This is a genomic window from Piscinibacter gummiphilus, assembly GCF_002116905.1.
In the GTDB taxonomy this organism is placed as follows: domain Bacteria; phylum Pseudomonadota; class Gammaproteobacteria; order Burkholderiales; family Burkholderiaceae_C; genus Rhizobacter; species Rhizobacter gummiphilus.
This window is the reverse complement of the sequence record NZ_CP015118.1, coordinates 5596725-5620207: the sequence shown is the minus strand read 5'-3', so window position 1 is coordinate 5620207 and position 23483 is coordinate 5596725. Positions and strand designations below refer to the sequence as shown.

Genomic DNA, 23483 nt, shown 5'->3' with positions numbered 1-23483 from the left:
TGAGGGTGGACTCGGTCACCTCATTTCTCGTAAGCCATTGATTTCATTGAGGTTGGTCGCTTTGGCATGGTCATTGCGCTAGAGGAGTCGCGCCGCTGGTTTTCAGCGGTTTCCGACCCCTAGCCCCAAGGACCCCGTTTTGCAGCTCCTCTCGCGTTCCCTGCCATTGCTTCGCCTGGCCGCCGGCCTGGCGGCCTGCCTCGCGGCCGGCGGCAGCTTCGCGTTCGGCTTCGACGACGTGGACCGCCTCGCGAAGGCCAAGGCCGCGTTGCCCCACGTCACGGCGCCGCTGAACCTGCCGCCCGACCTCCGGGGGCTGTCGTACGACCAGTACCGCGACATCCGCTTCAAGCCGGACCAGGCGATGTGGCGTGCCGACGGCCTGCCGTTCGAGCTCGCGTTCTTCCACCTCGGCAAGCACCAGACCGCACCCGTCCGCATCCACGAGGTGACCTCCTCCGGCGCCGTGCGCCACATCACCTTCGACCCGAAGACCTTCGACTACGGCAAGAACAAGGTGAACCCCGCGAACTGGGGCGACCTGGGCTTCGCGGGCTTTCGCGTGCACTACGCGCTGAACAAGCCGACGTACAAGGACGAGCTGGTCGTGTTCCTCGGCGCCAGCTACTTCCGAGCGCTGGGCCGCGACCAGCACTACGGCCTGTCCGCGCGCGGCCTTGCCATCGACACCGCCGGCGGCAAGGGCGAGGAGTTCCCGCGCTTCACGGAGTTCTGGATCGAGCGACCCGCGTCGAACGCGACGTCGCTCGTGGTCCACGCGCTGCTCGAATCGCCGCGCGCGACCGGGGCGTACCAGTTCACGCTGCGCCCGGGCGAAAGCACGGTGGCCGACGTGCGCAGCCGCCTGTACCTGCGCGCGGGCGTCGCCACCCTCGGCATCGCGCCGCTCACCAGCATGTTCCAGCACGGCGAGAACCAGCCGCGCGCAGGCGAGTTCCGCCCCGAGGTGCACGACTCCGATGGCCTGATGGTGGCCACCGGTGAAGGCGAGTGGCTGTGGCGTCCGCTGATCAACCCCTCGAAGCCGCTCGTGACGTCGTTCGCCACGCGCGACCCGAAGGGCTTCGGCCTGATGCAGCGCGACCGCGCGTTCGCGAGCTATGAAGACACCGAGGCGAGCTACGAACGCCGCCCGAGCACCTGGATCGAGCCGAAGGGCGCGTGGGGGGCGGGCCGTGTCGAACTCTTCCAGTGGCCCACGGCCGACGAGACCAACGACAACATCGTGGCGTACTGGGTGCCCGACACGGTGCCCGCCCCGGGCCAGCCGCTCGACTTCGCGTACCGCATGTCGTTCCAGGGCGATGTGCAGCAGCGCCCGCCCACCGGCTGGGCCACCCAGTCGCGCACGGGCCGCGGCTTCGCCGAGGTGGCGGCCGACGAAGTGAACTACGTCGTCGACTTCACCGGCCCGGCACTCGATGCTCTGCCGCACGACGCCGCGGTCAAGCCCGTGGTCTCCGCCGGCCCCAACGGCCGCGTCGTCGAGACCAACGCCTACCGCATCGCGGCCAACGGCGCCTGGCGCCTGACGCTGCGCGTGCGCCGAATCGATGCGACGCAGCCGGTCGAGCTGCGCGCCTTCCTCCAGCAATCCACCCACGCATTGACCGAAACATGGACATCCATCATTCAGCCCGCTTGATGAGCCCGGGTCCTGTCGGCTCGTCCTCGTCCCCCCTGATCCCGCGCGTGCCTGGCGTGGGGCCCAGCGCCCCGCCGATCCGGCGCGCGTCGATGGTGGCCACGCCGTGGCGCGGCTTCTGGCGAGGCCTGTTCGAAGGTGTGGCCGGTGTGTTCTCCGGCAGCGGCACGTCGTTCGAACCGAAGCTGCCGTGGGAGGTGGCCGCGATGTGGCGCCGGCGCGTGCTGCTGGTGCTGGTCGCCCTGTCCGCCGTGGGGGCCACCGCGCTGCTGACGCAGGTGCTGCCCGTCTACGAGGCGAACTGGCTGCGCGTGGGGCAGATCGCGCTGTTCTCGCTGCTGTTCGCCTGGGTGGCGGCCGGCTTCTTCACGGCGCTGATGGGCTTCTGGGTGCAGCTGCGCGGCGATCCGCACGCGCTGCGGTACCAGGACGTGCTGAACGACACGCTGTCGCCCGACGCCCGCACCGCCATCATCATGCCGATCTGCAACGAGCAGGTGGCCACGGTGTTCGCCGGCCTGCGCGCCACGCTCGAATCGGTGGCGGCCGCGGGCGGCTCGCGCCTGTTCGACCTGTATGTGCTGTCCGACACGAGCGATCCGACCCTGCGCGCCGCCGAACTCGCCGCGTGGGCCGAGCTGCGGACCACGCTCGGCGGCAACGGCCGCGTGTACTACCGCTGGCGCCAGCACCGCACGAAGCGCAAGAGCGGCAACGTCGCCGACTTCTGCCGCCGCTGGGGCAAGGACTACCGCTACATGGTGGTGCTCGACGCCGACAGCGTGATGACCGGCGACGCCCTCGTCACGCTGGTCAAGCTGATGGAAGCCCACCCGAAGGCCGGCATCATCCAGACGGCCCCGCAGGCCTGCGGCCTGTCGACCGTTCACGCACGCGCGCAGCAGTTCGCGGGCCGCGTGGCCGGCCGGCTGTTCACCGCGGGCATGCAGTACTGGCAGCTGGGCGAGTCGCACTACTGGGGGCACAACGCGATCATCCGCGTCGAGCCCTTCATGAAGCATTGCTCGCTGGCGCCGCTGCCGGGCCGCGGCGGCCTGAGCGGCGACATCATGTCGCACGACTTCGTCGAGGCCGCGCTGATGCGCCGCGCCGGCTACCACGTGTGGCTCGTGTCCGACCTGCCGGGCAGCTACGAGCAGCAGCCGCCCAACCTGCTGGAAGAACTGTCGCGTGACCGCCGCTGGTGCCAGGGCAACCTGCAGAACGCCCGCCTGCTCACCGAGCCGGGCCTGCATGGCGTGCACCGCGCGATGCTGCTGACCGGTGCGCTCGCGTACCTGTCGGCGCCGCTGTGGCTCGGCTTCGTGCTGCTGGGCGGTGCGCTGTGGCTGTTCGGCGGCTACGCGATCTTCACGCCGCAGTACGGCATCCGCATGGAGATGCTGGGCCTGTGGCTCGCCACCGGCGCGATGCTGTTCATGCCGCGCATCCTCGGCGTGGTCACCATCTTCCTGAAGAAGGAACAGCACCTGTACGGCGGTGGTGGCGCGGTGGTGCGCAGCGGCTTCCTCGAAGGCCTGCTGTCGGTGCTGCAGGCGCCGGTGCGCATGGTGGCGCACACGATGTTCGTCGTCGTGGCCCTGACCGGCCTGAAGCTGAACTGGAAGTCGCCTCCGCGTGAGGCGCAGGACATCGGCTGGGGCGATGCGGTCCGCCGCTTCGCCCCCATCATGGCCGTCGTCGTGGCGCTCGTGGGCGTGGCGCTGGCCATCGAGCCGGGGGCCGCGCTGTGGCTGGCCCCGGTGGCCCTGCCGCTGCTGTTCGCCGTGCCGCTCACCGTGGCGACCAGCCGCGCCGGTTTCGGCGAACGCGTGAAGGCGCGCCAGCTGCTCGTGACCCCCGAGGAATCGTGGTCGCCCACGGTGCTGCGCCAGGCCTGGGCCTACGCGAACGACGCCGAGCCGCTGCCGAGCTGGAGCGACGCCGTCACCGACCCGTGGCTCTTCGACGTGGTGCGCTCGGCCATGGGCCCGCGCAACACGGCGTGGGGCGTGCGCGGCAAGGTGCGGCGCAGCCTCATGCGCGCCGTGATGGCGCCACAGGATGCCGAACGGCTGTCGAACGCCGACCGCATGCGGCTGCTGAGCGAGCCGCAGAGCATCGTGCGGCTGCGTGACCAGCTGGCTGCGAACAGCGTGTGGGACGAAAAAGCGGCCTGATCAACAAGCACTGTCATTCCGGCCTTCGCCCACTACTGTCCGGGGAAAATCGAGACGCCTTCGAAACACCCGTCATCCCGGCGCAGGCCGGGACCCTGGGCCTGACCCGAAGCGCGGATGGCCATGCCCGGTCAGGCCGTGCCGGCTGCGCGCGCCACCGTTCCCCTCGTGAGTGAGACCGCGCCGGGAGTTCGCCCCGGCGGGCGAGTCACTTATTTGCTGGTGCAAATAAGTAACCAACAAAGCACCTGAACACCAGCTTCGGCTTATGCGGCTCTGCTGCTCCTGCTCCGCGGGACTCGCGCGTCGAACGCCGAGAACTCGATGACGCCAGGACTTCTCGCCAGGCTCTGACTCGCGGGGTCTGCCTTCGCGAGCGCTCGGTTCAACCGAGCCACTCGCGTCGTTCCGCGCAGGGCGGAACATCCTGCTGAGCGCAGGCGCTGGCGCCTGCACGCGATCGCGTCGGGCTCTGCGATGACGGGCTGTTCGCGCGCCAGGCCCAGGGCCCCGGCCTGCGCCGGGGTGACATCTTGGTTCTTGCGATGCGATCGAGTCGGGAAATCAGCAAATTCAGCGCATCCCGCTTTGGATCGGGCCTGTTGGCCGACGCCTCGATTTTCCCCGGACAGTAGTGGGCCTTCGCCGGGATGACGTGTTTTCAGAGGATCAACGCGCCAGCCAGGCCTCCGCCATCCGCACCCACAGCGTGGCGCCCAGCGGAATCAGGTCGTCGTTGAAGTCGTAGCTCGGGTTGTGCAGCATGCACGGCCCGAGGCCATGGCCGCCGATGCGGTGCTCGCCTTCGCCGTTGCCGATCACGAAGTAGCAGCCGGGCTTGGCCTGCAGGAAGAAGCTGAAGTCTTCCGCGCCCATCGTGGGTTCGAACTCCTGCACGTTCTCGGGGCCCACCACGTCGGCCATCACCTGCCGCGCGAACGCGGTCTCGGCGTCGTGGTTGATGGTGGGCGGGTAGTTGCGCCTGAACTCGAACTCGCAGGTGGCCTCGAAGGCCGCGCAGGTGTGCGACGCCACGTCGCGCATGCGGCGCTCGATCAGGTCGAGCAGTTCCACCGTGAAGGTGCGCACGGTGCCCTGGATCTCGCAGCTGTCGGGCACCACGTTCGTGGCCTCGCCCGTGTGGATCATCGTCACCGAGATCACGCCGGCTTCCAACGGTCGCTTGTTGCGCGAGATGATGGTCTGGAACGCCTGCACCATCTGGCACGCCACCGGCACGGGGTCCACACCCAGGTGCGGCATCGCGGCGTGCGATCCCTTGCCGCGGATGGTGATGCGGAACTCGTTGCTCGACGCGAAGCAGGGCCCGTCGCACACCGCGAACTGCCCGACCTTCAGGCCCGGCCAGTTGTGTGCGCCGAAGATGGCTTCCATCGGGAACTTCTCGAAGATGCCATCCTTGATCATCTCGCGCGCGCCGCCGCCCCCTTCCTCCGCGGGCTGGAACACGAGGTAGACGGTGCCCGCGAAGTCGCGGTGCTTCGAGAAGTGCTTGGCCGCGGCCAGCAGCATCGCGGTGTGGCCGTCGTGACCGCACGCGTGCATCTTCCCGGCGTGCCGGCTGGCGTGCGGGAAGGTGTTGTGTTCGGTGATGGGCAGGGCGTCGATGTCGGCGCGCAGGCCCACGGCGCGGGGGCTTTCGCCCCGGGTGCCTTTCACGATGCCCACGACGCCGGTGGTGCCGAGGCCCCGATGGATGGGGATGCCCCACTCGGTGAGCGCGTTGGCGATGACGTCGGACGTGCGCGTCTCGTGGAAGCAGAGTTCCGGATGGGCGTGGAGGTCGCGGCGCAGCGCCGTCGCGGCGGCGCTGTCGGCCAGGATGGATTCGATCAACTGCATGGTGAGGGACTCCCGGGGGACCGGCGCGTCCGCGGGCGCGCCGAGGTCGAAAAAGCAGTTTACCCGGCGATTCGCGACCCCGCGACGGGCCTGTGCAATAGTGAGGGCATGAGTTCCGCCGTCACCGTTCGCGCCGCCTGTCCGCACGACTGCCCCGACACCTGCGCCATGCGCGTCACCGTCGAGGACGGCCGCGCCGTGCGCGTCCAGGGCGATCCCGCGCACCCCACCACCCACGGGGCGCTGTGCACCAAGGTGTCCCGCTACCCCGAACGGACGTACCACCCCGAGCGCGTGCTGCATCCGCTCAAGCGCGTGGGGCCGAAGGGGGCGGGTGAATTCGTGCGCGTGACGTGGGACGAGGCCCTGGCCGACATCGCCGCCCGCCTGAAGGCCATCGCCGCCCGGAACCCAGAGGCCGTCGTGCCGTACAGCTACGCCGGAACCATGGGCCTGCTGCAGGGCGAAAGCATGGACCGCCGCTTCTTCCACAAGCTGGGCGCCTCGCTGCTCGACCGCACCATCTGCTCGAACGCCGGCAGCGAGGCGCTCGCCGCCACCTATGGCGCGCGCATCGGCATGCACGTCGAGCATTTCGCCGAAAGCAGGCTGATCCTGATCTGGGGCAGCAACTCGATCGCGTCGAACCTGCACTTCTGGACCTTCGCCCAGGCGGCCAAGCGCCAGGGCGCGAAGCTCGTGTGCATCGACCCGCGCCGCACCGAAACCGCCGACAAGTGCCACCAGCACCTCGCGCTGCGCCCTGGCACCGACGGGGCCCTGGCCCTCGGCCTGATCCACGAGCTGGTCGCCAACGACTGGCTCGACCACGACTACATCGACCAGCACACCGAGGGCTGGCCCGCGCTGCGCGAGCGCGCGAAGGCGTGGACACCCGAACGCACCGCCGAGGTGTGCGGCCTGACCGCCGACGACGTGCGCGGCCTGGCCCGCGACTACGGCACCACCGCCCCCGCGGCCATCCGCCTGAACTACGGCATGCAGCGCGTGCGCGGCGGCGGCAACGCCGTGCGCCTGATCGCGATCCTGCCGTGCCTCACCGGTGCGTGGCGGCACCGTGCGGGCGGGCTGCTGCTGTCGGCGTCGGGCTGGTTCCCGAAGGACGCCGCGGCGCTGCAGCGGCCCGACCTGCTCGCCGGCCGGCGCCCGCGCACCATCAACATGAGCACCATCGGCGACGACCTGCTGCGCGAGGCCTCGCCCGCGTTCGGTCCGAGGATCGAGGCGCTGGTGGTCTACAACAGCAACCCGGTGGCGGTGGCGCCCGAGTCGCCGAAGGTGGTGGCGGGCTTTCGCCGCGACGATCTGTTCACCGTGGTGCTGGAACACTTCCTGACCGACACCGCCGACCACGCCGACTACGTGCTGCCGGCCACCACGCAGCTCGAGCACCTCGACGTGCACACGAGCTACGGCCACACCTATGCCGTGATCAACGAGCAGGCCGTGGCGCCGGTGGGCGAGGCGCGGTCGAACACGCAGGTGTTCCGCGACCTGGCCACCCACATGGGCTTCGACGAGCCGTGCTTCCGCGACACCGACGAGGACATGGCCCGCGTCGCCTTCAAGCGCGACGTCGACTTCGACCGCCTGCGTGCCGAGGGCTGGGTCAAGCTGCCGCTGCCCGAGGCGCCGCTGGCCGACGGCCGGTTCCCCACCGCGAGCGGCCGCTGCCTGATCGACGCGCCGGGGCTCGGTGTGCCCGACCATGTGCCGAACCACGAGTCCGCCGAGTCGACGCCCGCGCTGGCCGCGCGGTACCCGCTCGCGATGATCTCGCCGCCCGCGCGCAACTTCCTCAACTCCACGTTCGTCAACGTGAAGAGCCTGCGCGACATCGAGAGCGAACCGCTGCTCGAGATCCACGCCGACGACGCGGCCGTGCGCGGCATCGCCGACGGCGCCACCGTCGAGGTGTTCAACGACCGCGGGACGTACCACTGCACCGCGCGGGTCAGCACGCGCGCGCGGCCCGGCGTGGTCAATGGCCTGGGCATCTGGTGGCGCAAGCTGGGCGTCCGCGGCACCAACGTCAACGAACTCACGCACCAGCACCTCACCGACATCGGCCGCGCCCCGTCGTTCTACGACTGCCTCGTGGACGTGCGCCCCGCGTGAAGCGCCGCCTCGTCCTCGGGGCCCTGGGCGCCCTCGTGCTGGCCGGCGGCATCACCGGCTGCGGCACCCTCGGCTACTACGGCCAGTCCATCGGCGGGCACTTCTCGCTGCTCAACAGCGCCCGGCCCGTGCCCGACTGGATCGCCGACCCGGCCACGCCGGCGCAGCTGCGCGAGCGCCTCGCGCTCACCGAATCCATCCGCGATTTCGCCGTGCAGGCGCTGCACCTGCCCGACAACGCGAGCTACCGCCGCTATGCCGACCTGAACCGCACGGCGGCCGTGTGGAACGTGGTGGCCACGCCCGAGCTCGACCTGACGCTCAAGACCTGGTGCTTCCCGATCGTGGGCTGCGTGGGCTACCGCGGCTACTTCGACCGCGCGGCGGCCGACGCCGAGGCCGCCGAGCTGCGGGCCCAGGGGCTCGAGGTGGGCGTGTACCCGGTGCCGGCGTATTCGACGCTCGGCCGCATCCCCGGTGCGTACTTCAGCGACCCGCTGCTCAACACCTTCATCCGCTACGCCGAGGGTGACCTCGCGCGGCTGATCTTCCACGAGCTCGCGCACCAGGTGGCGTACGCGCCCGGCGACACCGTGTTCAACGAGTCGTTCGCCACCGCGGTCGAGCGCATCGGCGTGCAGCGGTGGCTGGCGGCCCACGGCAGCCCGGCGGTGCGCGAGGAGTACCAGCGGCTGGAGGCGCGCCGCGAGGATTTCCGCGCGCTGACGCTGCGCACGCGGGTCACGCTCGACGGCATCTTCCGCAGCAGCCGCACCGACGACGAGAAGCGCGTGGCCAAGGCCGAGGCCATGGCGGCCATGCGCGCCGAGTACGAGGCGCTGAAGGCCGGCCCGTGGGGCGGCTTCAAGGGTTACGACCCGTGGTTCGAGCGCGCCAACAACGCCGCACTGGGCGTGATCGGCGCCTACTTCGAACTCGTGCCCCGCTTCGAGGCGCTGTTCCAGGCCCAGGGCGGCGACTTCGACCGCTTCTACGCCGAGGTGCGACGCCTCGCCGCCTTGCCGCAGGCCGAGCGGCGGGCCACACTCGGCCCCTGACTTCCCATCCATCCCCCACCCGATGTCCGACGTCCACATCCACCGCACCCACGACCTGGGCCTCGACCGCGCCCGCGAGATCTCCCGCCAGTGGGTCGCCGACGCGGCCCGCAAGTACGACATGGTCTGTTCGGTGGACTCGGGCGAGGCCGGCGACACGGTCGAGTTCAAGCGCACGGGGGTGTCCGGCCAGCTGGTCGTGTCGGGCGACCACTTCGAGCTGACCGCGCGGCTGGGTTTCCTGCTGAGCGGCTTCCAGCGGGCCATCCAGGCCGAGATCGAGAAGAACCTCGACGGGCTGCTGGCCCGCGAGGCGGGCGACCGGCGCGCCTGACGAACCCCGTCGGGAAGGCCGGTTCCGGGCGTCCGTCACGGCGCGTCCGGTCGTTCGGTGGTACGCTTTGACCAACCGATCTGCCGTGGTGTCGCCATGTCCCGTTCCGCCGCCCGTTCCCTTGCCCGCGCGCCTGCCCACGCCGTGGAAGAACCGCAGGCGGACGCCATCGAGGTCAAGGGCACCCGCATCCCCACGCTGAACGACGACCTCGTGCTCGTTCGCCTGGGCGCTGCCGCGCGCGACCCGGCCCGGCTCGGCCCCGGCGAACGGGCCGGTGCCCTGGTGCTGAAGGCCGGCAAGGCCCTGAGCAAGCCCGGCATCAGCCGCCAGTCGGTCTTCGGTGCCGGCTCGGGTGCCGGCATCAGTGCTTACTCCGTCTACCCGCAAGACCCCACCAAGGTCGTGCGCGAAAGCGCCGACGGCAGCAAGATGATCGGCCGCCTCGTCGGTGGCCGCTTCCGCCCCGTCGGGCCCGGCAAGGCTTGACGGACCGCCCGGCGCCCCGCGTTCGCACCCGCGGCGTCCCCCGGGTCGAAACCCTGCTCGACACGGCGCTGCGCTCGGCCTCCAACGTCCAGCGCCCGCCCGCGTTCATCCTCGCCGGCCACAACGGCTCGGGCAAGTCCACGCTGTGGCACGACCGGCTGGCGCACCAGTTGCAGATCCCGCTCGTCAACGCCGACCGGCTGACCGCCTCGATCCTGCCGCCACCCGACCCGCTGACCGGCCGCATCGCCCCGTGGGCCCAGCGGCTGCGCGACGACGACGAGCGCTGGCAGCGGCTCTCGCAGGAAGGCGTGCAGGCCTTCACCGGCCTGATCATGAGCAAGCAGATGCCGTTCGCGTTCGAGACGGTGTTCTCGCACTGGAAGCCGCGCCCCGACGGCACGGTCGAAAGCAAGGCGGACACCGTGCTGCAGCTGCAGGCCGCGGGCTACTTCGTGGTGCTGCTGTTCGTGGGCCTGGCCACGGTGCAGATGTCGATGCTGCGCGTGCAGACGCGCCGCGCCCAGGGTGGCCACGGTGTGCCCGAGGCCGCGCTGCGGTCGCGCTACGCCCGCACGCAGCAGGCCATCGCGAAGGCCGCGCCGCTGGCCGACATGACGCTGATGTTCGACAACAGCCGCTCGCTGGCCGATGCGTTCACGCTGGTGCGCGCGCAGCAGGGCGACTCGGTGCTGTTCGACTGCCGTGACCGCACCGAGCCCGCGCTGGCGGAACTCAACACGATTGCGGGCCTGTGGCTGCCGAAGGTGGCGCCTAGTCGGTGAGGCCGACCTTCTCGGCGCCGCGATGGATCGCTGCGCCGGTGTGGTCGAGCCCGCGCCCGATCGCGGCGCCCGTCTTGCGGGCACCCCGCTCGATGGCGGCGCCCGTGCGGTGCGCGCCGCGGCCGATGGCCTCGCCGGTGCGGTTCAGCGCGCGGCCGGTGTGCTCGACACCCCGTTCGATGGCGTGACCGGTGCGGGTGGCCGTGCGGTCGATGGCCGCGCCGGTGCGTTCGACCGGACCGGGTTCCGTGGCTGCCTGGGCCAGCGTGGCGCCGGCCACGAAGGGCAGGGCGAGCAGCAGGAGTTTTCGGAGGTTTGCCATGGGTCCATGATGCCCCACCGGCGCAAAACGTGCATCGGGGGGCTTTCCGGATGATGGAAACGGTTGCAGCACCCTGTATGGGGCTGCCTCAGCCCCGGGCTCGCCGCAGGCCGGCCCAGCCGACCAGTCCGAGCCCGGCGATCATCATGGCCCACGTCTCCGGCTCGGGCACCGGCGCCAGGTGCACGAACTTCGTGAGCTGGAAGCCGTAGGCGTAGCGCTCGCCGTCGGCGCCTGCGATGAACTGGCTCACGAACCCGGCGTTCGTGAAGGTGGCCGCGCCGACGTCGACCTGGATGGTCTGCAGCAGCTCGAACACGCAGCACTCTTCCCGCGGCGGGTACGAGAGCATGTGGGGCCCTTCCGGCGGCAGGCCGATGATCGTGGCCAGGTCGATCTGGAAGGCCTGCTGGTGGGCTTCGTCGGAGAAGCTGCGGCTCGTGTGGAAGGTCTCCTGCGCCTGGTCGGCCGGGCTGAACCAGCCGTCGTCCGCCTGGAAGACACCGGTGCTGGTGTCGCCCATGGGTGAAGGGGCGGGCGCGTCGCCCGGCACCGTGAACACGCTGCCGTCGGGGTTGGTGATGCTCACGGTGTACCAGTTGCCGCTGCGGCCGAAATCGGGGTTGCCGTCGTACCAGGAGATCGAGCCGGGGCCCGCATCCCCGCCTTCCGCCCGGTCCGGAATGAGCGTGATGGTGCCGCGGATCGTGCCGCCCGCCCAGTCCGACGGGACGTTGTTGTTCGCGGCCACCTGCGCCCCGTCCTGCAGCACCGTGGGCGTGATCACCCCCGTGAAGGCGAACGTCTCGGGCAGCAGCGGGTGCCGGTACCACGGCGGGATGCCGCGCGAGGCGAGGGCAGGGGCCGCCGCGGCGGCCATCAGGGTGGACAGGGTGAGCGTGCGTAACCAGTTCATGGCGGTTCCTCCTGCGCGCCTCGGCGAGGCGCTGCAGGCGGAGCGGGTGGCAATCCGCTTGCCTGGTGTCAGTTCGCGACAGGGCCGTGCGGAGCGGCCAGTCCCACGTAGGTTTTCGGCAGCGGACGGGCGTAGTCGCCGGCCTTGCTCGTGCCGAGCCCCAGGGACACGAGCGACTCGGCGAGCTTCACCGCCGCCACCACGCCGTCCACCACCGGCACCCCCAGCGCCTGCTGCAACCGCCGGCACAGGTCGGCCATGCCCGCGCAGCCGAGCACGATGGCCCCGGAGCGGTCACGGGCGAGCGCGTCGCGGGCGCTCGCGAGGATGCGTCCGTAGGCGTCGCTGGCCGGGTCCTCAAGTTCCAGCACGGCGATGTCGGTGCCGTGGATGCCGCGGCAGGTGCGCTCGAAGCCGTATTGCACGACGAGGTGTTCGGCGATCACGCAGGTGCGCGTGAGGGTGGTCACCACCGAGAAGCCGGTGGCGAGCATCGAGGCGCAATGGAAGGCGGCCTCGGCGATGCCGATCACGGGGCCGGACGCCAGTTCGCGCGCGGCGGCGAGGCCCGGGTCCCCGAAGCACGCGATGACGAACGCGTCCGCGCCCGCGGCCTGTCCGAGGCGCACCTGTTCGGTGACTCCCGCGGCGCCCCAGACCTCGTCGTGGTGGCCCTCGATCGACGGCGCGCCGAAGCTCGGCTGCGTCGCGACGATGCGGGTGCCGGGCGCCGCCACGGCCTGGGCCGCATGGCCGATGGCCGCGGTCATCGAGGCCGTGGTGTTGGGGTTGATCACGTCGATGCGCATGGCGTGTATACAAAAAGATCAAGGATGGCGCCGTCGCTGCAAGTCGCGCGCCCGGGCGTCGGCCCGGGATGAACCAGTTCGGTGCGTCGAAAGGGGGCGGTTCGTGGCATACCCTTTGCATACAGTCCCGCGCATGGTCCAGGACTCCTCCCTCGTGCTCACGGCGTTGGTGAAGCGGTATGGCGACACCGTCGCCGTGGCCGGCATCGACCTCAAGATCCCGTCCGCCAGCTACTGCTGCCTGCTCGGGCCGTCGGGCTGCGGCAAGACGTCCACGCTGCGGATGATCGCGGGCCACGAGACGGTCAGCAGCGGCGAGATCCTCCTCGGCGGCAAGTACATCACCCGCAGCGCACCGGCCGACCGGGGCACCGCGATGATGTTCCAGAGCTATGCGCTGTTCCCGCACCTCTCGGTGCTCGACAACGTCGCGTTCAGCTGGAAGATGCGCGGCCGGTCCGAGGCCGAGCGCCACAAACGCGCGCGCGAGCTGCTCGACCTCGTCTCGATGGGCGCGCTCGCGCAGCGGCTGCCGTCGCAGCTGTCGGGTGGCCAGCAGCAGCGCGTGGCGCTCGCCCGCGCGCTGATGACCGAACCCCGCGTGCTGCTGCTCGACGAGCCGCTGTCCGCCCTCGACCCGTTCCTGCGCGTGCAGATGCGCGCCGAACTCAAGCGCTGGCAGCAGGAGCTCGGCTTCACGTTCGTGCACGTCACCCACTCGCAGGAAGAGGCCATGGCCCTCGCGGACCAGGTCGTCGTGATGAACAACGCGCGCATCGAGCAGGCCGGGTCGCCGCGCGAGGTGTTCAACGCGCCGCGCTCCGAATTCGTCGCCCGCTTCATGGGCGCGCACAACGTCATCGATTCCCCCGCCGGCCCGATCGCGGTGCGCGCCGACCGGCTCGCGCTGCACCGCACGCCGGTGCCCGATGCGCGCGAGGTGGCCGTGCGTGCTGTCGAGTACCAGGGCACCTGCGTGCTCGTGAAGGTGAGCCCGGTGGCCGGTGGCGCCGAGACCTTCTGGACCGCCTCGGTGCCCGATGCCGTGTTCGACGCCGGCCCGCTGGCCCCTGGTGAAACCGTCTACGCGTCGTGGCCCGCGCGCGATGCCCACGCGCTCGTGGCCTGACCCCTCTTTTGCCCCCTGGAGAACCCATGTCCGACTCGTCCAACAAGCTCGACACGACCCGCCGCAGCCTGATCAAGGGCGCGGCCGCCGCCGGCGGCGCCATCGCCTTCCCGTTCGTGCATGCACAGGAGAAGATCACGCTGCGCTACCTGGGCACCGCGGTGAACCAGGACAAGGCCATCGCCGAGAAGTTCGAGGCCGACACCGGCATCAAGATCCAGTACATCCCGGTCACCACCGACGACGTCACGAAGCGCGCCGTGACGGCACCCAACTCGTTCGACCTGATCGACACCGAGTACTTCTCTCTGAAGAAGATCCTGCCCACCGGCAACCTGCTGGGCATCGACACGAAGCGCATCAAGAACGCCGACAAGATCACGCCGCTGTTCACGAAGGGCGAGATCGGGGGCAAGAAGGTCGGCGACCAGGGCACGGCCCCGAAGAAGGTGATGTACCTCGAGTCGCCCACGTCGAAGACGTTCTCGGCCGCCCCCACGCAGTTCATGACGCTGATCCCCACCGTCTACAACGCCGACACGCTGGGCATCCGGCCCGACCTGATCAAGCGGCCCATCTCGTCGTGGGCGGAGTTGCTGAACCCGGAGTTCAAGGGCAAGTCGGCCATCCTGAACATCCCGAGCATCGGCATCATGGACGCGGCCATGGTGGTGGAGGCCGCGGGCCTCTACAAGTACCCCGACAAGGGGAACATGACGAAGAAGGAGATCGACCTCACGATCAAGGTGCTGATCGAGGCGAAGAAGAACGGCCAGTTCCGCGCGCTGTGGAAGGACTTCAACGAAAGCGTGAACCTGATGGCCTCGGGCGAGGTGGTGATCCAGTCGATGTGGTCGCCGGCCGTGACGGCCGTGCGCACGAAGGGCATCGCGTGCACGTTCCAGCCGCTCAAGGAAGGCTACCGCGCGTGGGCCGCGGGCTTCGGCGTGCCGAAGTCGGTGACGGGCCGCAAGGCCGATGCCGTCTACGAGTTCATCAACTGGTTCCTCGACGGCTGGGCCGGCGCGTACCTCAACCGCCAGGGCTACTACAGCGCGGTGCTCGAGACGGCCAAGGCCAAGATGGAGCCGTACGAGTGGGCCTACTGGATGGAAGGCAAGGCCGCCGCGAAGGACATCAAGAGCCCGAACGGCGACCTGCTGCAGAAGGCCGGCGGCGTGCGCGACGGCGGCAGCTACGAGGAACGCATGGGCGGCATCGCGTGCTGGAACGCCATCATGGATGAAAACGCCTACATGGTTCAAAAGTGGAATGAATTCGTCGCCGCCTGACGAAGCGCGTCATCCCGGCGAACGCCGGGACCCACTGCCTCCTCGGTGAGCCCCCTTGAAATCACTGCACCTTCCGCCGTGGCTGCAGGCGACTCCGTTCGCCCTGGTCTTCGCGCTCTTCCTCGTGCTCCCCCTGCTGCTCGTCGCCACGGTGAGCTTCTGGCAGGCGACCGACTACGAGCTGATCCCCGCGTTCACGGTGAAGAACTACGTCGACGTGTTCAACGGCTGCGCGAACACCGAGGAGCTGTGCGTCACGTTGAAGACCTACCTGTCGACGCTGAAGTTCTGCGTGCTGGTGTGGGCCATCACGCTGCTGCTCGGCTTCCTCGTGGCGTACTTCCTCGCGTTCCACGTGCAGTCCACGTCCATGCAGACGCTGCTGTTCGTGCTGTGCACGGTGCCGTTCTGGACGTCGAACGTGATCCGCATGATCTCGTGGGTGCCGCTGCTCGGGCGCAACGGGCTCGTGAACCAGGGGCTGCTGGGGCTGGGCGTGGTCGACTCACCGGTGGAGTGGCTGCTGTTCAGCGACTTCTCGGTGGTGCTGGCCTTCGTGCACCTCTACACGATGTTCATGATCGTGCCGATCTTCAACTCGATGAAGCGCATCGACCCCGCGCTGATCGAGGCCTCGCGCGATTCGGGTGCCACGGGCTGGCAGACGGTGTGGAACGTGGTGGTCCCGCTGTGCCGCACCGGCATCGTCATCGGCTCGATCTTCGTGGTGACCATCGTGATGGGCGACTTCGTCACCATCGGCGTGATGGGCGGCCAGCAGATCGCCTCGGTCGGCAAGGTGATCCAGGTGCAGACCTCGTACCTGCAGTTCCCGATGGCCGCGGCCAATGCGGTGATCCTGCTCGCCACCACGCTGATGATGGTGTGGGCCCTGACGCGTGTGGTCGACCTGCGGAGGGAGCTGTGAGCGCCTCCCGCCGCCCCCCCGCCTTCTACGGCCTCGCGGCCGTCTTCGCGCTGTTCGTGCTGTTCCTCTACGGACCGATGTTCGTGATCTTCGTGCTGAGCCTGCAGGGCCCCGAGGGCGGCCTCACCTTCCCGATGCGCGGCTTCTCGTTCCACTGGTTCGGCAAGCTCTGGGAAGGCATGGGCGTGGTGGACATCGCTGCCGCGTTCCGCCGCTCGGTGGCGCTGGGCGCCGTGGTGATGGTGCTGACGGTGCTGCTGTCGCTCGGCGCGGGGCTCGCCTTCCGCCGCCGGTTGAACGGGGCGGGGGCGCTGTTCTACACGTCGGTGGCGAGCCTGATCATGCCGTCGATCGTGGTGTCGCTCGGCATCGGGCTGCAGTTCCGGCTCGTCGACACCGGCCTGCAGGCGCTGCTCACACAGTGGGGACTCGACGGGCTGCTCGAAGGCTACGGCACCGCGATGGGCCTCTACACCTCGGCCCTGGGCGCCCACCTGACGTGGACGCTGCCGTTCGGTCTGCTCATCATGCTGGCGGTGTTCAACCGATTCAACCCGGCCTACGAGGAGGCCGCGCGCGACCTGGGCGCCACGCCATGGCAGGGCTTCCGCCACGTGGTGCTGCCGCTCGTCGCGCCGAGCCTCGTGGGCGTCGGCATGTTCGGCTTCACGCTGAGCTGGGACGAGATCGCGCGCACGTCGCAGGCCATCGGCGACGTCAACACGCTGCCCCTCGAACTGCAGGGACTGACCAGCACGGTGACCACGCCGGCCATCTACGCGCTGGGCACGGTGACGACGCTCGTGTCGTTCGTGGTGATGGGGGCCACGTGGGCGCTGGTCACCTGGCTGGGCCGCAAGCGGTAGCGGCCCGGCACCGGATCACTTCAGCGATTCGATCAGGTCGATGTAGCCCTGCTGCGCCGACTCCTTCGACGAGCCCTTCAGTTCGTTCCAGGCGTCCCACTTCGCGCGGTCGACGAACTGGGTCATGCCGGGACGTTCGGTGTTGACATCACCTTCGCTGCCCTGCTTGTAGAAGGCGTACAGCTTGAGCAGCGTCATGTTGTCGGGCTTCTCCGGCAGGTTCTTGGAATCGGCGCGGGCGGCTTCGAACTGGGTGGCGAGGTCGGACATGGGAGGCTCCTGGGAGGGCGTGGAAATTCCGCGATTGTGAACCAAATCGAACGGTCGTTCGATTCCAGGTGTGGGCGTCGGACAAGCCATCTGCCGTAAAGTTCCACCGTTCGACCCCGAGGAGTTCCCCTTGATCTCGCTGACCACCCTCGCGGTGTTCGCCGGCGCCGCGCTGCTGATGGCGCTCACGCCCGGCCCCAACATGCTGTACCTGATCTCCCGTTCGCTGTGCCAGGGCTGGCGCGCGGGCCTGATGTCCTGGGTGGGCGTGGTGCTCGGCTTCACCGTGCACATGTGCTCGGCCGCGCTGGGCCTCACGGCGCTGTTCATGGCCGTGCCGCTCGGCTACGAGGTGCTGAAGTTCGCGGGCGTGTGCTATCTGCTGTGGATGGCGTGGCAGGCCGTGAAGCCCGGCGCGTCGTCGCCGTTCGAGGCGCGCGAACTGCCCGACGAATCGCCGCGGCGGCTGTTCACGATGGGGCTGCTGACCAGCATCCTGAACCCCAAGGTCGCGATCTTCTACCTGTCGGTGCTGCCGCAGTTCATCTCGCCGGAGCACGGCTCGGTGCTCGGGCAGAGCCTGGCCCTCGGCTCGACGCAGATCCTGATCGGGGCTTCCGTCAACCTCGCGGTGACCCTCGGCGCGGCGCGCATCGCGCGGTGGTTCGCGCGCAATCCCGCGTGGCTCGCGGTGCAGCGCTACGTCATGGGCCTCGTGCTGGGCGCGCTCGCCGTGCGCCTGCTGGTGGAGCAGCGCCGCGCGGTCTGAGCCTCTCCGGCCGCTTTGCACCAAGGTGCAATTTACTTTCGCGCCACCCGCTCGAAGAATCGCCACGATGAGACACACCGTGGCGAGGCGCCTGGCGGCGCAGGGGTGCAAGGCCGGGTTGCTGATGGCGCTCGGGTTGCCGTCGGCTTTCGCCGAGGGCTGGCTGCCCGACAGGTTCAAGGACCCGGCCACGGGTGAGCTCGACCTGTCCGACTGGCTGCTCGAGCAGAAGGGCTTCCTGCCGGTGCCCATCATCATCACCGAGCCGGCCGTCGGGTACGGTGGCGGCATCGCCCCGGTCTTCTTCCTCGATTCCATCAAGAACTCGGCGGAGAAGGCCAAGGAGACGGGCCACTACACCCCGCCGGACATCGTCGCCCTGGCGGCGTTCGGCACCGAAAACGGCACATGGGGCGCGGGGGGCGGCGGCATGTTCACGTTCCGGGAGGACCGCTACCGCTGGCGCGGCGGCGTGGCCCGCACCAACGTCAACCTCGACTTCTACGGCGCCGGGGGGCTGATCGGCCCGCTCGCCTACAACCTCGACGGATGGATGTCGGTGCAACACGGCATGGTGCGCCTCGGCGAGAGCAACGCCTGGGCCGTGCTGCGTTGGAACTACTTCAGCCTGGAGAACAAGTTCGACCTGCCCGGGCAGGCCGGCCAGTTCGTCGACACCACCCGCACGAACAAGGCCTCGGGCCTGGGCGTGTCGCTCGAGTACGACTCGCGCGACAACCTCTTCACACCCAACACCGGCTGGACCGGCAGTCTCGACCTCACGTTCTACGACCCCGACATCGGCAGCGACACCCGCTTCCAGTCGTACCGGGCCCACGTCTTCAGCTACTGGAAGGTGTCGCCCGTGCTCGTGCTGGGCCTGCGCGCCGACGGTCGCGCCGCCGAGGGCGACGTGCCGTTCTACATGCTGCCCTTCGTCGACCTGCGCGGCGTGCCCGCGATGCGGCTGCAGGACACCCGCACCGCCGTGCTCGAGACCGAACTGCGCTGGAACCTCGACCACCGCTGGGCCCTCGTCGGGTTCCTCGGCGGCGGCAAGGCCTGGGGGACCCGCGAGGACTTCTCCGACGGTGCGAGCACGGTCTCGAAGGGCGCGGGCTTCCGGTACCTGATCGCGAGCAAGCTCGGGATCTACGTGGGCATGGACATGGCCTGGAGCACGCAGGACAAGGCCTGGTACATCCAGGTGGGCAACGCCTGGCGGTGATGCATCACGTCCCGGCCTGAGGCCGGGACGGCGGTCACTTCGCCGCCGGCTTGACGTTGATCGCCACCGACTCGGTCACCTTCGCCACCACCTGGTCGTTGGCCTTGACCTCCTTCAGCACCTTGGGGTCGCGAACCTGCACGTCGACCACGCGGCCTTCCGGACCCTGCAGCTTCACCAGCTTGCGCTTCTTGTCGACGCTCAGCACGTTGGCGACGATGGTGGTGGTCTTCAGCACGGCACCGCCCGGCTTCGCGCCGTCCTTGGCGGTGGCGGTCGAATCGCCCTCGACCTTCTCGCGGATGCCGTCGCCGCCCTTGACCAGCGCGAGGCCCACGGCGGCCCGGTAGTCGAGCTGCACGCGGTCGCCGACCTTGACCTGCTCGAGGTTGCGCACGGCCGGGTCGACCGCGTAGTCGCCGATGTTGCCGCTCGGGCCCTTGATGGACACGGTGCGGGCCGCCGCGTCGACGGCGGTGATCTCGCCCACCACGGTGATGCGCACGCCGTCGGCGGCGGCGTCGGCCACGGTGGGGGTGGCCGCCTGGGCATGGACCGTCGAGACACTCGACATCGCGGCGATCGACAGGGCGACGAGCAGGGCGTTGGGAAGGGACTTCATCGGGGTCTCCTGGGTGCGGGTTGAAGATCAGAGGGCATCGGCCGGGGCCGGCGCGGAGGATGAACGCCGGCTCGGCGGCAACAGCAGGCCGGCGAGCCAGGGGAACAGCAGCACGGACACGAGGCCGGCCGCAACGAGTTCGGTGGCGTGGAAGCGGGTCATCTGTCCCACCGCCACGGCCGCCGAGGTCAGCGCGACGATCAGGGACAGCGATGTTGCGGCGTAGAGGCCCACGGCGGCGGTCTCGCGCGCCGTGAGGGGATTCAGGAACACCAGCGCCGGCAAGCCCCGCACGACGAGCAGGAGCAGCGTCAGCAGCGCCACGGCCCCGAGCGCGGCGGGCTGGGCGAACAGGGCCCGCACCTCGAGCTGCATGCCGCTCGTGACGAAAAAGACCGGCACCATCACGCCGAAGCCCACGGCATCGAGCTTGTGGGCGAGTACCTCGCTGCGCGGGTTGCGGTTGGCCTGGCCGACCGCCAGGCCGGCGGCGAAGGCGCCGAGGGCCAGGTCGAGCCCGAAGTTCTCGGCCAGCACCACGAGCGCGATGACGAGCAGCATGCAGACCCGCACCGGCCATTGGCCGCTGCGGTGCATCGTCCGCGCGAGCATGCCCAGCAGTCCCGGGGGACGGATGCGCAGCGAGGCCCAGCACACCGCCACCGCGATGGCCGCGAAGAGCGCGGTGAGCCCCACCTGGGTCAGCTGGTGGCCGGGCCCGGCGAACAGCGCCGACATCAGCAGGATCGGCCCCACCTCGCCCATCACGCCGCAGGCCGTGGCGGCGATGCCCGTCGGCGTGCCGGTGAGGCCCGCGTCGCGCAGGATCGGCGCGATCACGCCCAGCGCGGTGGTGGACAACGCGAGCGCCACCACGGCCGGGTTGTGCAGGAAGCCCAGGTGGGCGAGACCGAAGGCGACCGCGCCGGCCAGCGCGAGCGAAAGCAGCCAGCCGGCCGCGCCCCGGCGCAACGGTGCGCCGCCCAGCGTGCCGAAGTCGATCTCGGTGCCGGCGAGGAAAAAGAGCAGGGCGACGCCGATCCGCGCGAGGACCGGCAGGGCGCCATCGAATGCCGCGAGGCCGAGCCCTTCCGGGCCGATCAGCACGCCGAGCAGCAGTTCGAGCGCCACGACCGGCAGCCGCAGCGCGGCGAGCCGGTCCGACAGCCAGGGGGCCATCGCCGCGGCGAGCATCACCCACAGCAGGGACGGGACCCCTCCGGTCTCGGCCATGGCGGCTCAGCGGCGGAAGCCGCCGTGGAACCCGCCGCCACCGAGCCGCCCGCCGCCGAACGAGCGCTGCATGCCGCCGCGAGCGCCCTCGAAGCGGTTGGCGCGGTCCATGCCGGCCATGCGGCCCGCGCGGTCGTGGTCGAGTTGCTGGCCGATGTCGGGGGCACGTTCGCCGCCGCCACCCGCGCCGGGCCGCTGCACGAGGTTCGGGTTGCGTTGCCCGGCGCCCCCTTCGCCGAGGCGGCTGGCCGGAGCCGCGCCGCCGCCCGGGTTCACGGGCTGCCAGCCGCCGTCGGTGTGCTTCTGCCAGCCGTCGCCCGTGTTGCGGTAGACGTTGCCGTCGTGGCCCGCGTAGACGTCGTCGCCGATGTGGCCCACGCCGCCCTGGTCGCCGTGGATGCCGCCGACCTTCGTCACGTTCCCCGTGTTCGGGTTGTAGACGAAGCCCTTGTTGCCGGACACCGTGTTGCCGGTGAAGGTGTTGCCTGCGACACCCCGGGTGCCGCCGGCCACCACGCCACCAGGGCCGGTGACGACCCCGCGCGAGCCGGCCGCGAAGTTGCCCGTGTACACGTTGCTGACCACGCCGCGCTGCCCGGCCGCGGTGATGCCGGTGCGCGAGTTGTAGGCGATGCCGGACCGCGTGGCCCACTGGTTGCCGGTCCAGGCATCGAAGCCGCCGGTGTAGCGCGACACGGCCGCGGTGTTGCCCCAGCGCTGGTAGATCGGGCCGGTGTAGCCCGCCCAGCCACCCGGGCCCCACGCCGCCATGCCGCCGCGCGGGCCGTAGGCGGCGCCACCCCACCACCCGCCCCAGCCGTAGCCCCACGGTCCCCAGTACGGATACGGGCCCCAGCCCCAGCCCCACGCCGACGTGGCGGCCCCCCAGGCCCAGCCGAAGCAGAAGCCGAAGAACCAGCCCGTCCACGGCGTGTACGTCACCGCGGTGGCATAGCCGTAGGTGGGCGGGTAGCCGACCCAGATGGTGCCGAGCCACGGGTCGTACACGTAGCCGGTGCCGTAGACCACGACCCCGGTCACCGGGTCGATGTACGTGCCTTGGTAGCCGGCCGCATACCCTTCGTAGACCACGTCGCCCTGCACGCCGTAGATGCGCACGTAGGTCACGTAGTGCAGCGGCGACGCGGGCGGGATGCCGTAGATCACGGCCGGCACGGTGGTGGCCACCACCCAGGGGCCCTGCTCGGAGGTCGCGACGAACCACACGCCGTTCTCGAGTGCGTAGAACGTGCGGTCGTCGATGCGGATCACCGGCGTGGCCGAGTTCTGCGCGTACTGCAGCGCCGTGCCGGGGATGCCGCTCCACTGCACCGCGCCGTCGAATCGCAGCGGCTGCATCTTCGTCTGCGAGATGCGCACCGCGGCCGTCTGCGGCACCGTGGCCGCGATGGCGGCCTCGTGCGCCTGCGGCGTGCCGGCCACCGACGCCTTCGCGTTTTCCTTCGGGCTGTCGTCGGGGATCTTGGCGAAGTCCTCCGGCAGCGCGTTCGCGGCCACGTAGGTCCACGGGCCGTTCTCGCCCGGGCCGCGGAACCACCGGCCCGACAGCAGCAGGTACACCTGCTGGTCGCCGTTGTCGCGGAAGATGTTGCCCGTGGTGTTCGACACGTACAGCAGCCGCGTGCCCGGGACGGGCGTCCAGCTCCAGTCGCCGTCGCTCACGACCAGTTCGGTGGGCCGCATCGCGATGACGATGGCGGGCACGGTCCCTGTCTTCAGCGACGGCGGTTTCTCCGCGGACTTGGCGCCCTGGGCGGTGGACACCGTGGTGCCGCTGAGCAGGTCGGCGGCGCGGTTCTTTTCGGCCACCTCGCGCAGCGCCGCGAGGTCGGCGCTTTCGCGCGGCAGCACCGTCCATTCGGACGAAAGGGACGTGGCGGTGAGCCATCCGTCGAACACGTGCAGGTAGTGCCGGCCATCGGCGTCGCGCACGAGCAGCACGCGGGTGTTGATCACGCGCTGCAGCGGATTGCCCTGCAGCGTGCCGTAGTGCGGGTTGCCGTCGATCGTCACGAGGATCGCCGGCCGGCGCGAGAACACCACGGCGGGCGGATCGTTGCGCAGCGGCAGCGCTTCCGCGGAGCGGCCGGCCGCGGCGTTGTGCAGCTGGCTTTCGAGCAGGTCGAGCGGGATGGTGCGCGTGCGCGTGGCCGCGTCCTTCTGCAGCGCGTCCACCCAGGCCTGCGCCTCGTTGCCGGCCGTCGGGAACTCGGCGTGGGCGATGCGGATGTGGTCGAGCGTCACGCGCCGCGCCCCCTTGTCGACGAGCGTGTTCGCCTCGATCGACACGGTGCCGTAGGTGTTGCGCGTCTTGTCGCCCGAGCCTTCGCGCGCCACGACCGCGGCGAGCGCCTTCAGCACGCCGCCGTCCCAGTGGTCGAGCTGCGGCGGGTACACGAGCAGGCTCAGCGTCCCGCTGACCTTCACTGCAAAGGGCCAGGGAGTGTCGGCCGGACCCGGGGCGGGCGGTGCGGGCGCGGCGAAGGCCGGCGCGGCCAGCGAGGCAGCGCCGAGCGCGAGGAGACCGCGGCGGTCGAGGAGCACGTCGTTCATCGCAGGGCCCT

The 23483-nt window shown here is 70.2% G+C and carries 21 protein-coding genes; 13 read left to right on the top strand and 8 right to left on the bottom strand.

All coding sequences use genetic code 11. The features are described 5' to 3' along the window. The first annotated feature begins 139 nt into the window (after window positions 1-139). Together A4W93_RS25690 and mdoH are read left to right on the top strand one after the other, a co-directional pair. Entirely contained in the window at window positions 140-1666 is a 1527-nt protein-coding gene (locus A4W93_RS25690; protein WP_237357625.1) for a glucan biosynthesis protein G, read from the top strand. Further along, the gene (mdoH, locus tag A4W93_RS25685; RefSeq protein WP_174694896.1) at window positions 1666-3846 is read left to right on the top strand and encodes a glucans biosynthesis glucosyltransferase MdoH; all 2181 of its coding nucleotides are present in this window, start codon (window positions 1666-1668) and stop codon (window positions 3844-3846) included. The genes A4W93_RS25690 and mdoH overlap by 1 nt, the downstream gene beginning before the upstream one ends. Before the next feature lie 669 nt (window positions 3847-4515). Here mdoH and A4W93_RS25680 read toward each other — a convergent pair. Next, a complete protein-coding gene (locus A4W93_RS25680) occupies window positions 4516-5709 on the bottom strand; it encodes a M20 aminoacylase family protein (RefSeq protein WP_085753321.1) in 1194 nt (397 codons plus the stop codon). Window positions 5710-5817: 108 nt separating this feature from the next. Here A4W93_RS25680 and A4W93_RS25675 point away from each other — a divergent pair, with 108 nt between their 5' ends. The 5 genes from A4W93_RS25675 to A4W93_RS25655 all read left to right on the top strand — a co-directional run bounded on the left by A4W93_RS25675 (window position 5818) and on the right by A4W93_RS25655 (window position 10514). Then, complete coding sequence (locus tag A4W93_RS25675; protein WP_085753320.1) at window positions 5818-7848, top strand: molybdopterin-containing oxidoreductase family protein; 2031 nt, start codon at window positions 5818-5820, stop codon at window positions 7846-7848. Continuing rightward, complete coding sequence (locus tag A4W93_RS25670) at window positions 7845-8906, top strand: aminopeptidase (RefSeq protein ID WP_085753319.1); 1062 nt, start codon at window positions 7845-7847, stop codon at window positions 8904-8906. The genes A4W93_RS25675 and A4W93_RS25670 overlap by 4 nt, the downstream gene beginning before the upstream one ends. A 22-nt stretch (window positions 8907-8928) precedes the next feature. Further along, window positions 8929-9240 (top strand): polyhydroxyalkanoic acid system family protein, encoded by a 312-nt coding sequence (locus tag A4W93_RS25665; RefSeq protein ID WP_085753318.1) that lies wholly within the window; start codon window positions 8929-8931, stop codon window positions 9238-9240. 96 nt (window positions 9241-9336) lie between these two features. After that, window positions 9337-9729, top strand: coding sequence for a hypothetical protein (locus A4W93_RS25660; protein ID WP_237357624.1), 393 nt, complete (start codon window positions 9337-9339; stop codon window positions 9727-9729). Next, the gene (locus A4W93_RS25655; protein ID WP_218919169.1) at window positions 9726-10514 is read left to right on the top strand and encodes a toxin; all 789 of its coding nucleotides are present in this window, start codon (window positions 9726-9728) and stop codon (window positions 10512-10514) included. The genes A4W93_RS25660 and A4W93_RS25655 overlap by 4 nt, the downstream gene beginning before the upstream one ends. Here A4W93_RS25655 and A4W93_RS25650 read toward each other — a convergent pair. From A4W93_RS25650 to A4W93_RS25640, 3 genes are all read right to left on the bottom strand, one after another. After that, a complete protein-coding gene (locus A4W93_RS25650; protein WP_085753317.1) occupies window positions 10504-10836 on the bottom strand; it encodes a hypothetical protein in 333 nt (110 codons plus the stop codon). The genes A4W93_RS25655 and A4W93_RS25650 overlap by 11 nt on opposite strands. An 88-nt stretch (window positions 10837-10924) precedes the next feature. Beyond that, window positions 10925-11752 carry a PEPxxWA-CTERM sorting domain-containing protein gene (locus A4W93_RS25645; protein WP_085753316.1) on the bottom strand — a complete coding sequence of 276 codons (828 nt, stop codon included), beginning with the start codon at window positions 11750-11752 and terminating at the stop codon, window positions 10925-10927. A 68-nt stretch (window positions 11753-11820) separates the two neighbouring features. Next, window positions 11821-12561: an aspartate/glutamate racemase family protein gene (locus A4W93_RS25640; protein WP_085753315.1), complete on the bottom strand. Its 741-nt coding sequence runs from the start codon at window positions 12559-12561 to the stop codon at window positions 11821-11823. Window positions 12562-12694: 133 nt separating this feature from the next. On the opposite strand from A4W93_RS25640, the gene A4W93_RS25635 reads away from it, so the two are divergent. From A4W93_RS25635 to A4W93_RS25620, 4 genes are read left to right on the top strand one after another with little or no spacing between them, the layout of a single operon-like run. After that, the gene (locus tag A4W93_RS25635; protein WP_085753314.1) at window positions 12695-13690 is read left to right on the top strand and encodes an ABC transporter ATP-binding protein; all 996 of its coding nucleotides are present in this window, start codon (window positions 12695-12697) and stop codon (window positions 13688-13690) included. A 26-nt stretch (window positions 13691-13716) separates the two neighbouring features. Then, window positions 13717-14982: an ABC transporter substrate-binding protein gene (locus A4W93_RS25630; protein WP_085753313.1), complete on the top strand. Its 1266-nt coding sequence runs from the start codon at window positions 13717-13719 to the stop codon at window positions 14980-14982. A 55-nt stretch (window positions 14983-15037) separates the two neighbouring features. Next, complete coding sequence (locus A4W93_RS25625) at window positions 15038-15910, top strand: ABC transporter permease (protein WP_085753312.1); 873 nt, start codon at window positions 15038-15040, stop codon at window positions 15908-15910. After that, the gene (locus tag A4W93_RS25620) at window positions 15907-16776 is read left to right on the top strand and encodes an ABC transporter permease (protein WP_237357623.1); all 870 of its coding nucleotides are present in this window, start codon (window positions 15907-15909) and stop codon (window positions 16774-16776) included. Before A4W93_RS25625 ends, A4W93_RS25620 begins: the two co-directional genes overlap by 4 nt. A gap of 15 nt (window positions 16777-16791) precedes the next feature. Here A4W93_RS25620 and A4W93_RS25615 read toward each other — a convergent pair whose 3' ends face one another. Beyond that, on the bottom strand, window positions 16792-17046 hold the full coding sequence (locus A4W93_RS25615) for an acyl-CoA-binding protein (protein ID WP_085753311.1): 255 nt from the start codon (window positions 17044-17046) through the stop codon (window positions 16792-16794). 130 nt (window positions 17047-17176) lie between these two features. Here A4W93_RS25615 and A4W93_RS25610 point away from each other — a divergent pair, with 130 nt between their 5' ends. Both A4W93_RS25610 and A4W93_RS25605 read left to right on the top strand, forming a co-directional pair. Next, on the top strand, window positions 17177-17815 hold the full coding sequence (locus A4W93_RS25610; RefSeq protein ID WP_085753310.1) for a LysE family translocator: 639 nt from the start codon (window positions 17177-17179) through the stop codon (window positions 17813-17815). Between the two features lie 67 nt (window positions 17816-17882). Further along, on the top strand, window positions 17883-19043 hold the full coding sequence (locus A4W93_RS25605; protein WP_085753309.1) for a BamA/TamA family outer membrane protein: 1161 nt from the start codon (window positions 17883-17885) through the stop codon (window positions 19041-19043). A gap of 34 nt (window positions 19044-19077) precedes the next feature. Here the strand turns inward: A4W93_RS25605 and A4W93_RS25600 are convergent, their stop codons facing one another. The 3 genes from A4W93_RS25600 to A4W93_RS25590 are packed head-to-tail and all read right to left on the bottom strand — an operon-like array spanning window position 19078 to window position 23472. Next, window positions 19078-19665 (bottom strand): hypothetical protein, encoded by a 588-nt coding sequence (locus A4W93_RS25600; protein ID WP_085753308.1) that lies wholly within the window; start codon window positions 19663-19665, stop codon window positions 19078-19080. Between the two features lie 27 nt (window positions 19666-19692). Further along, on the bottom strand, window positions 19693-20898 hold the full coding sequence (locus A4W93_RS25595) for a cation:proton antiporter (protein ID WP_085753307.1): 1206 nt from the start codon (window positions 20896-20898) through the stop codon (window positions 19693-19695). 6 nt (window positions 20899-20904) lie between these two features. Further along, window positions 20905-23472, bottom strand: coding sequence for a hypothetical protein (locus A4W93_RS25590; RefSeq protein WP_085753306.1), 2568 nt, complete (start codon window positions 23470-23472; stop codon window positions 20905-20907). Window positions 23473-23483: the final 11 nt, after the last annotated feature.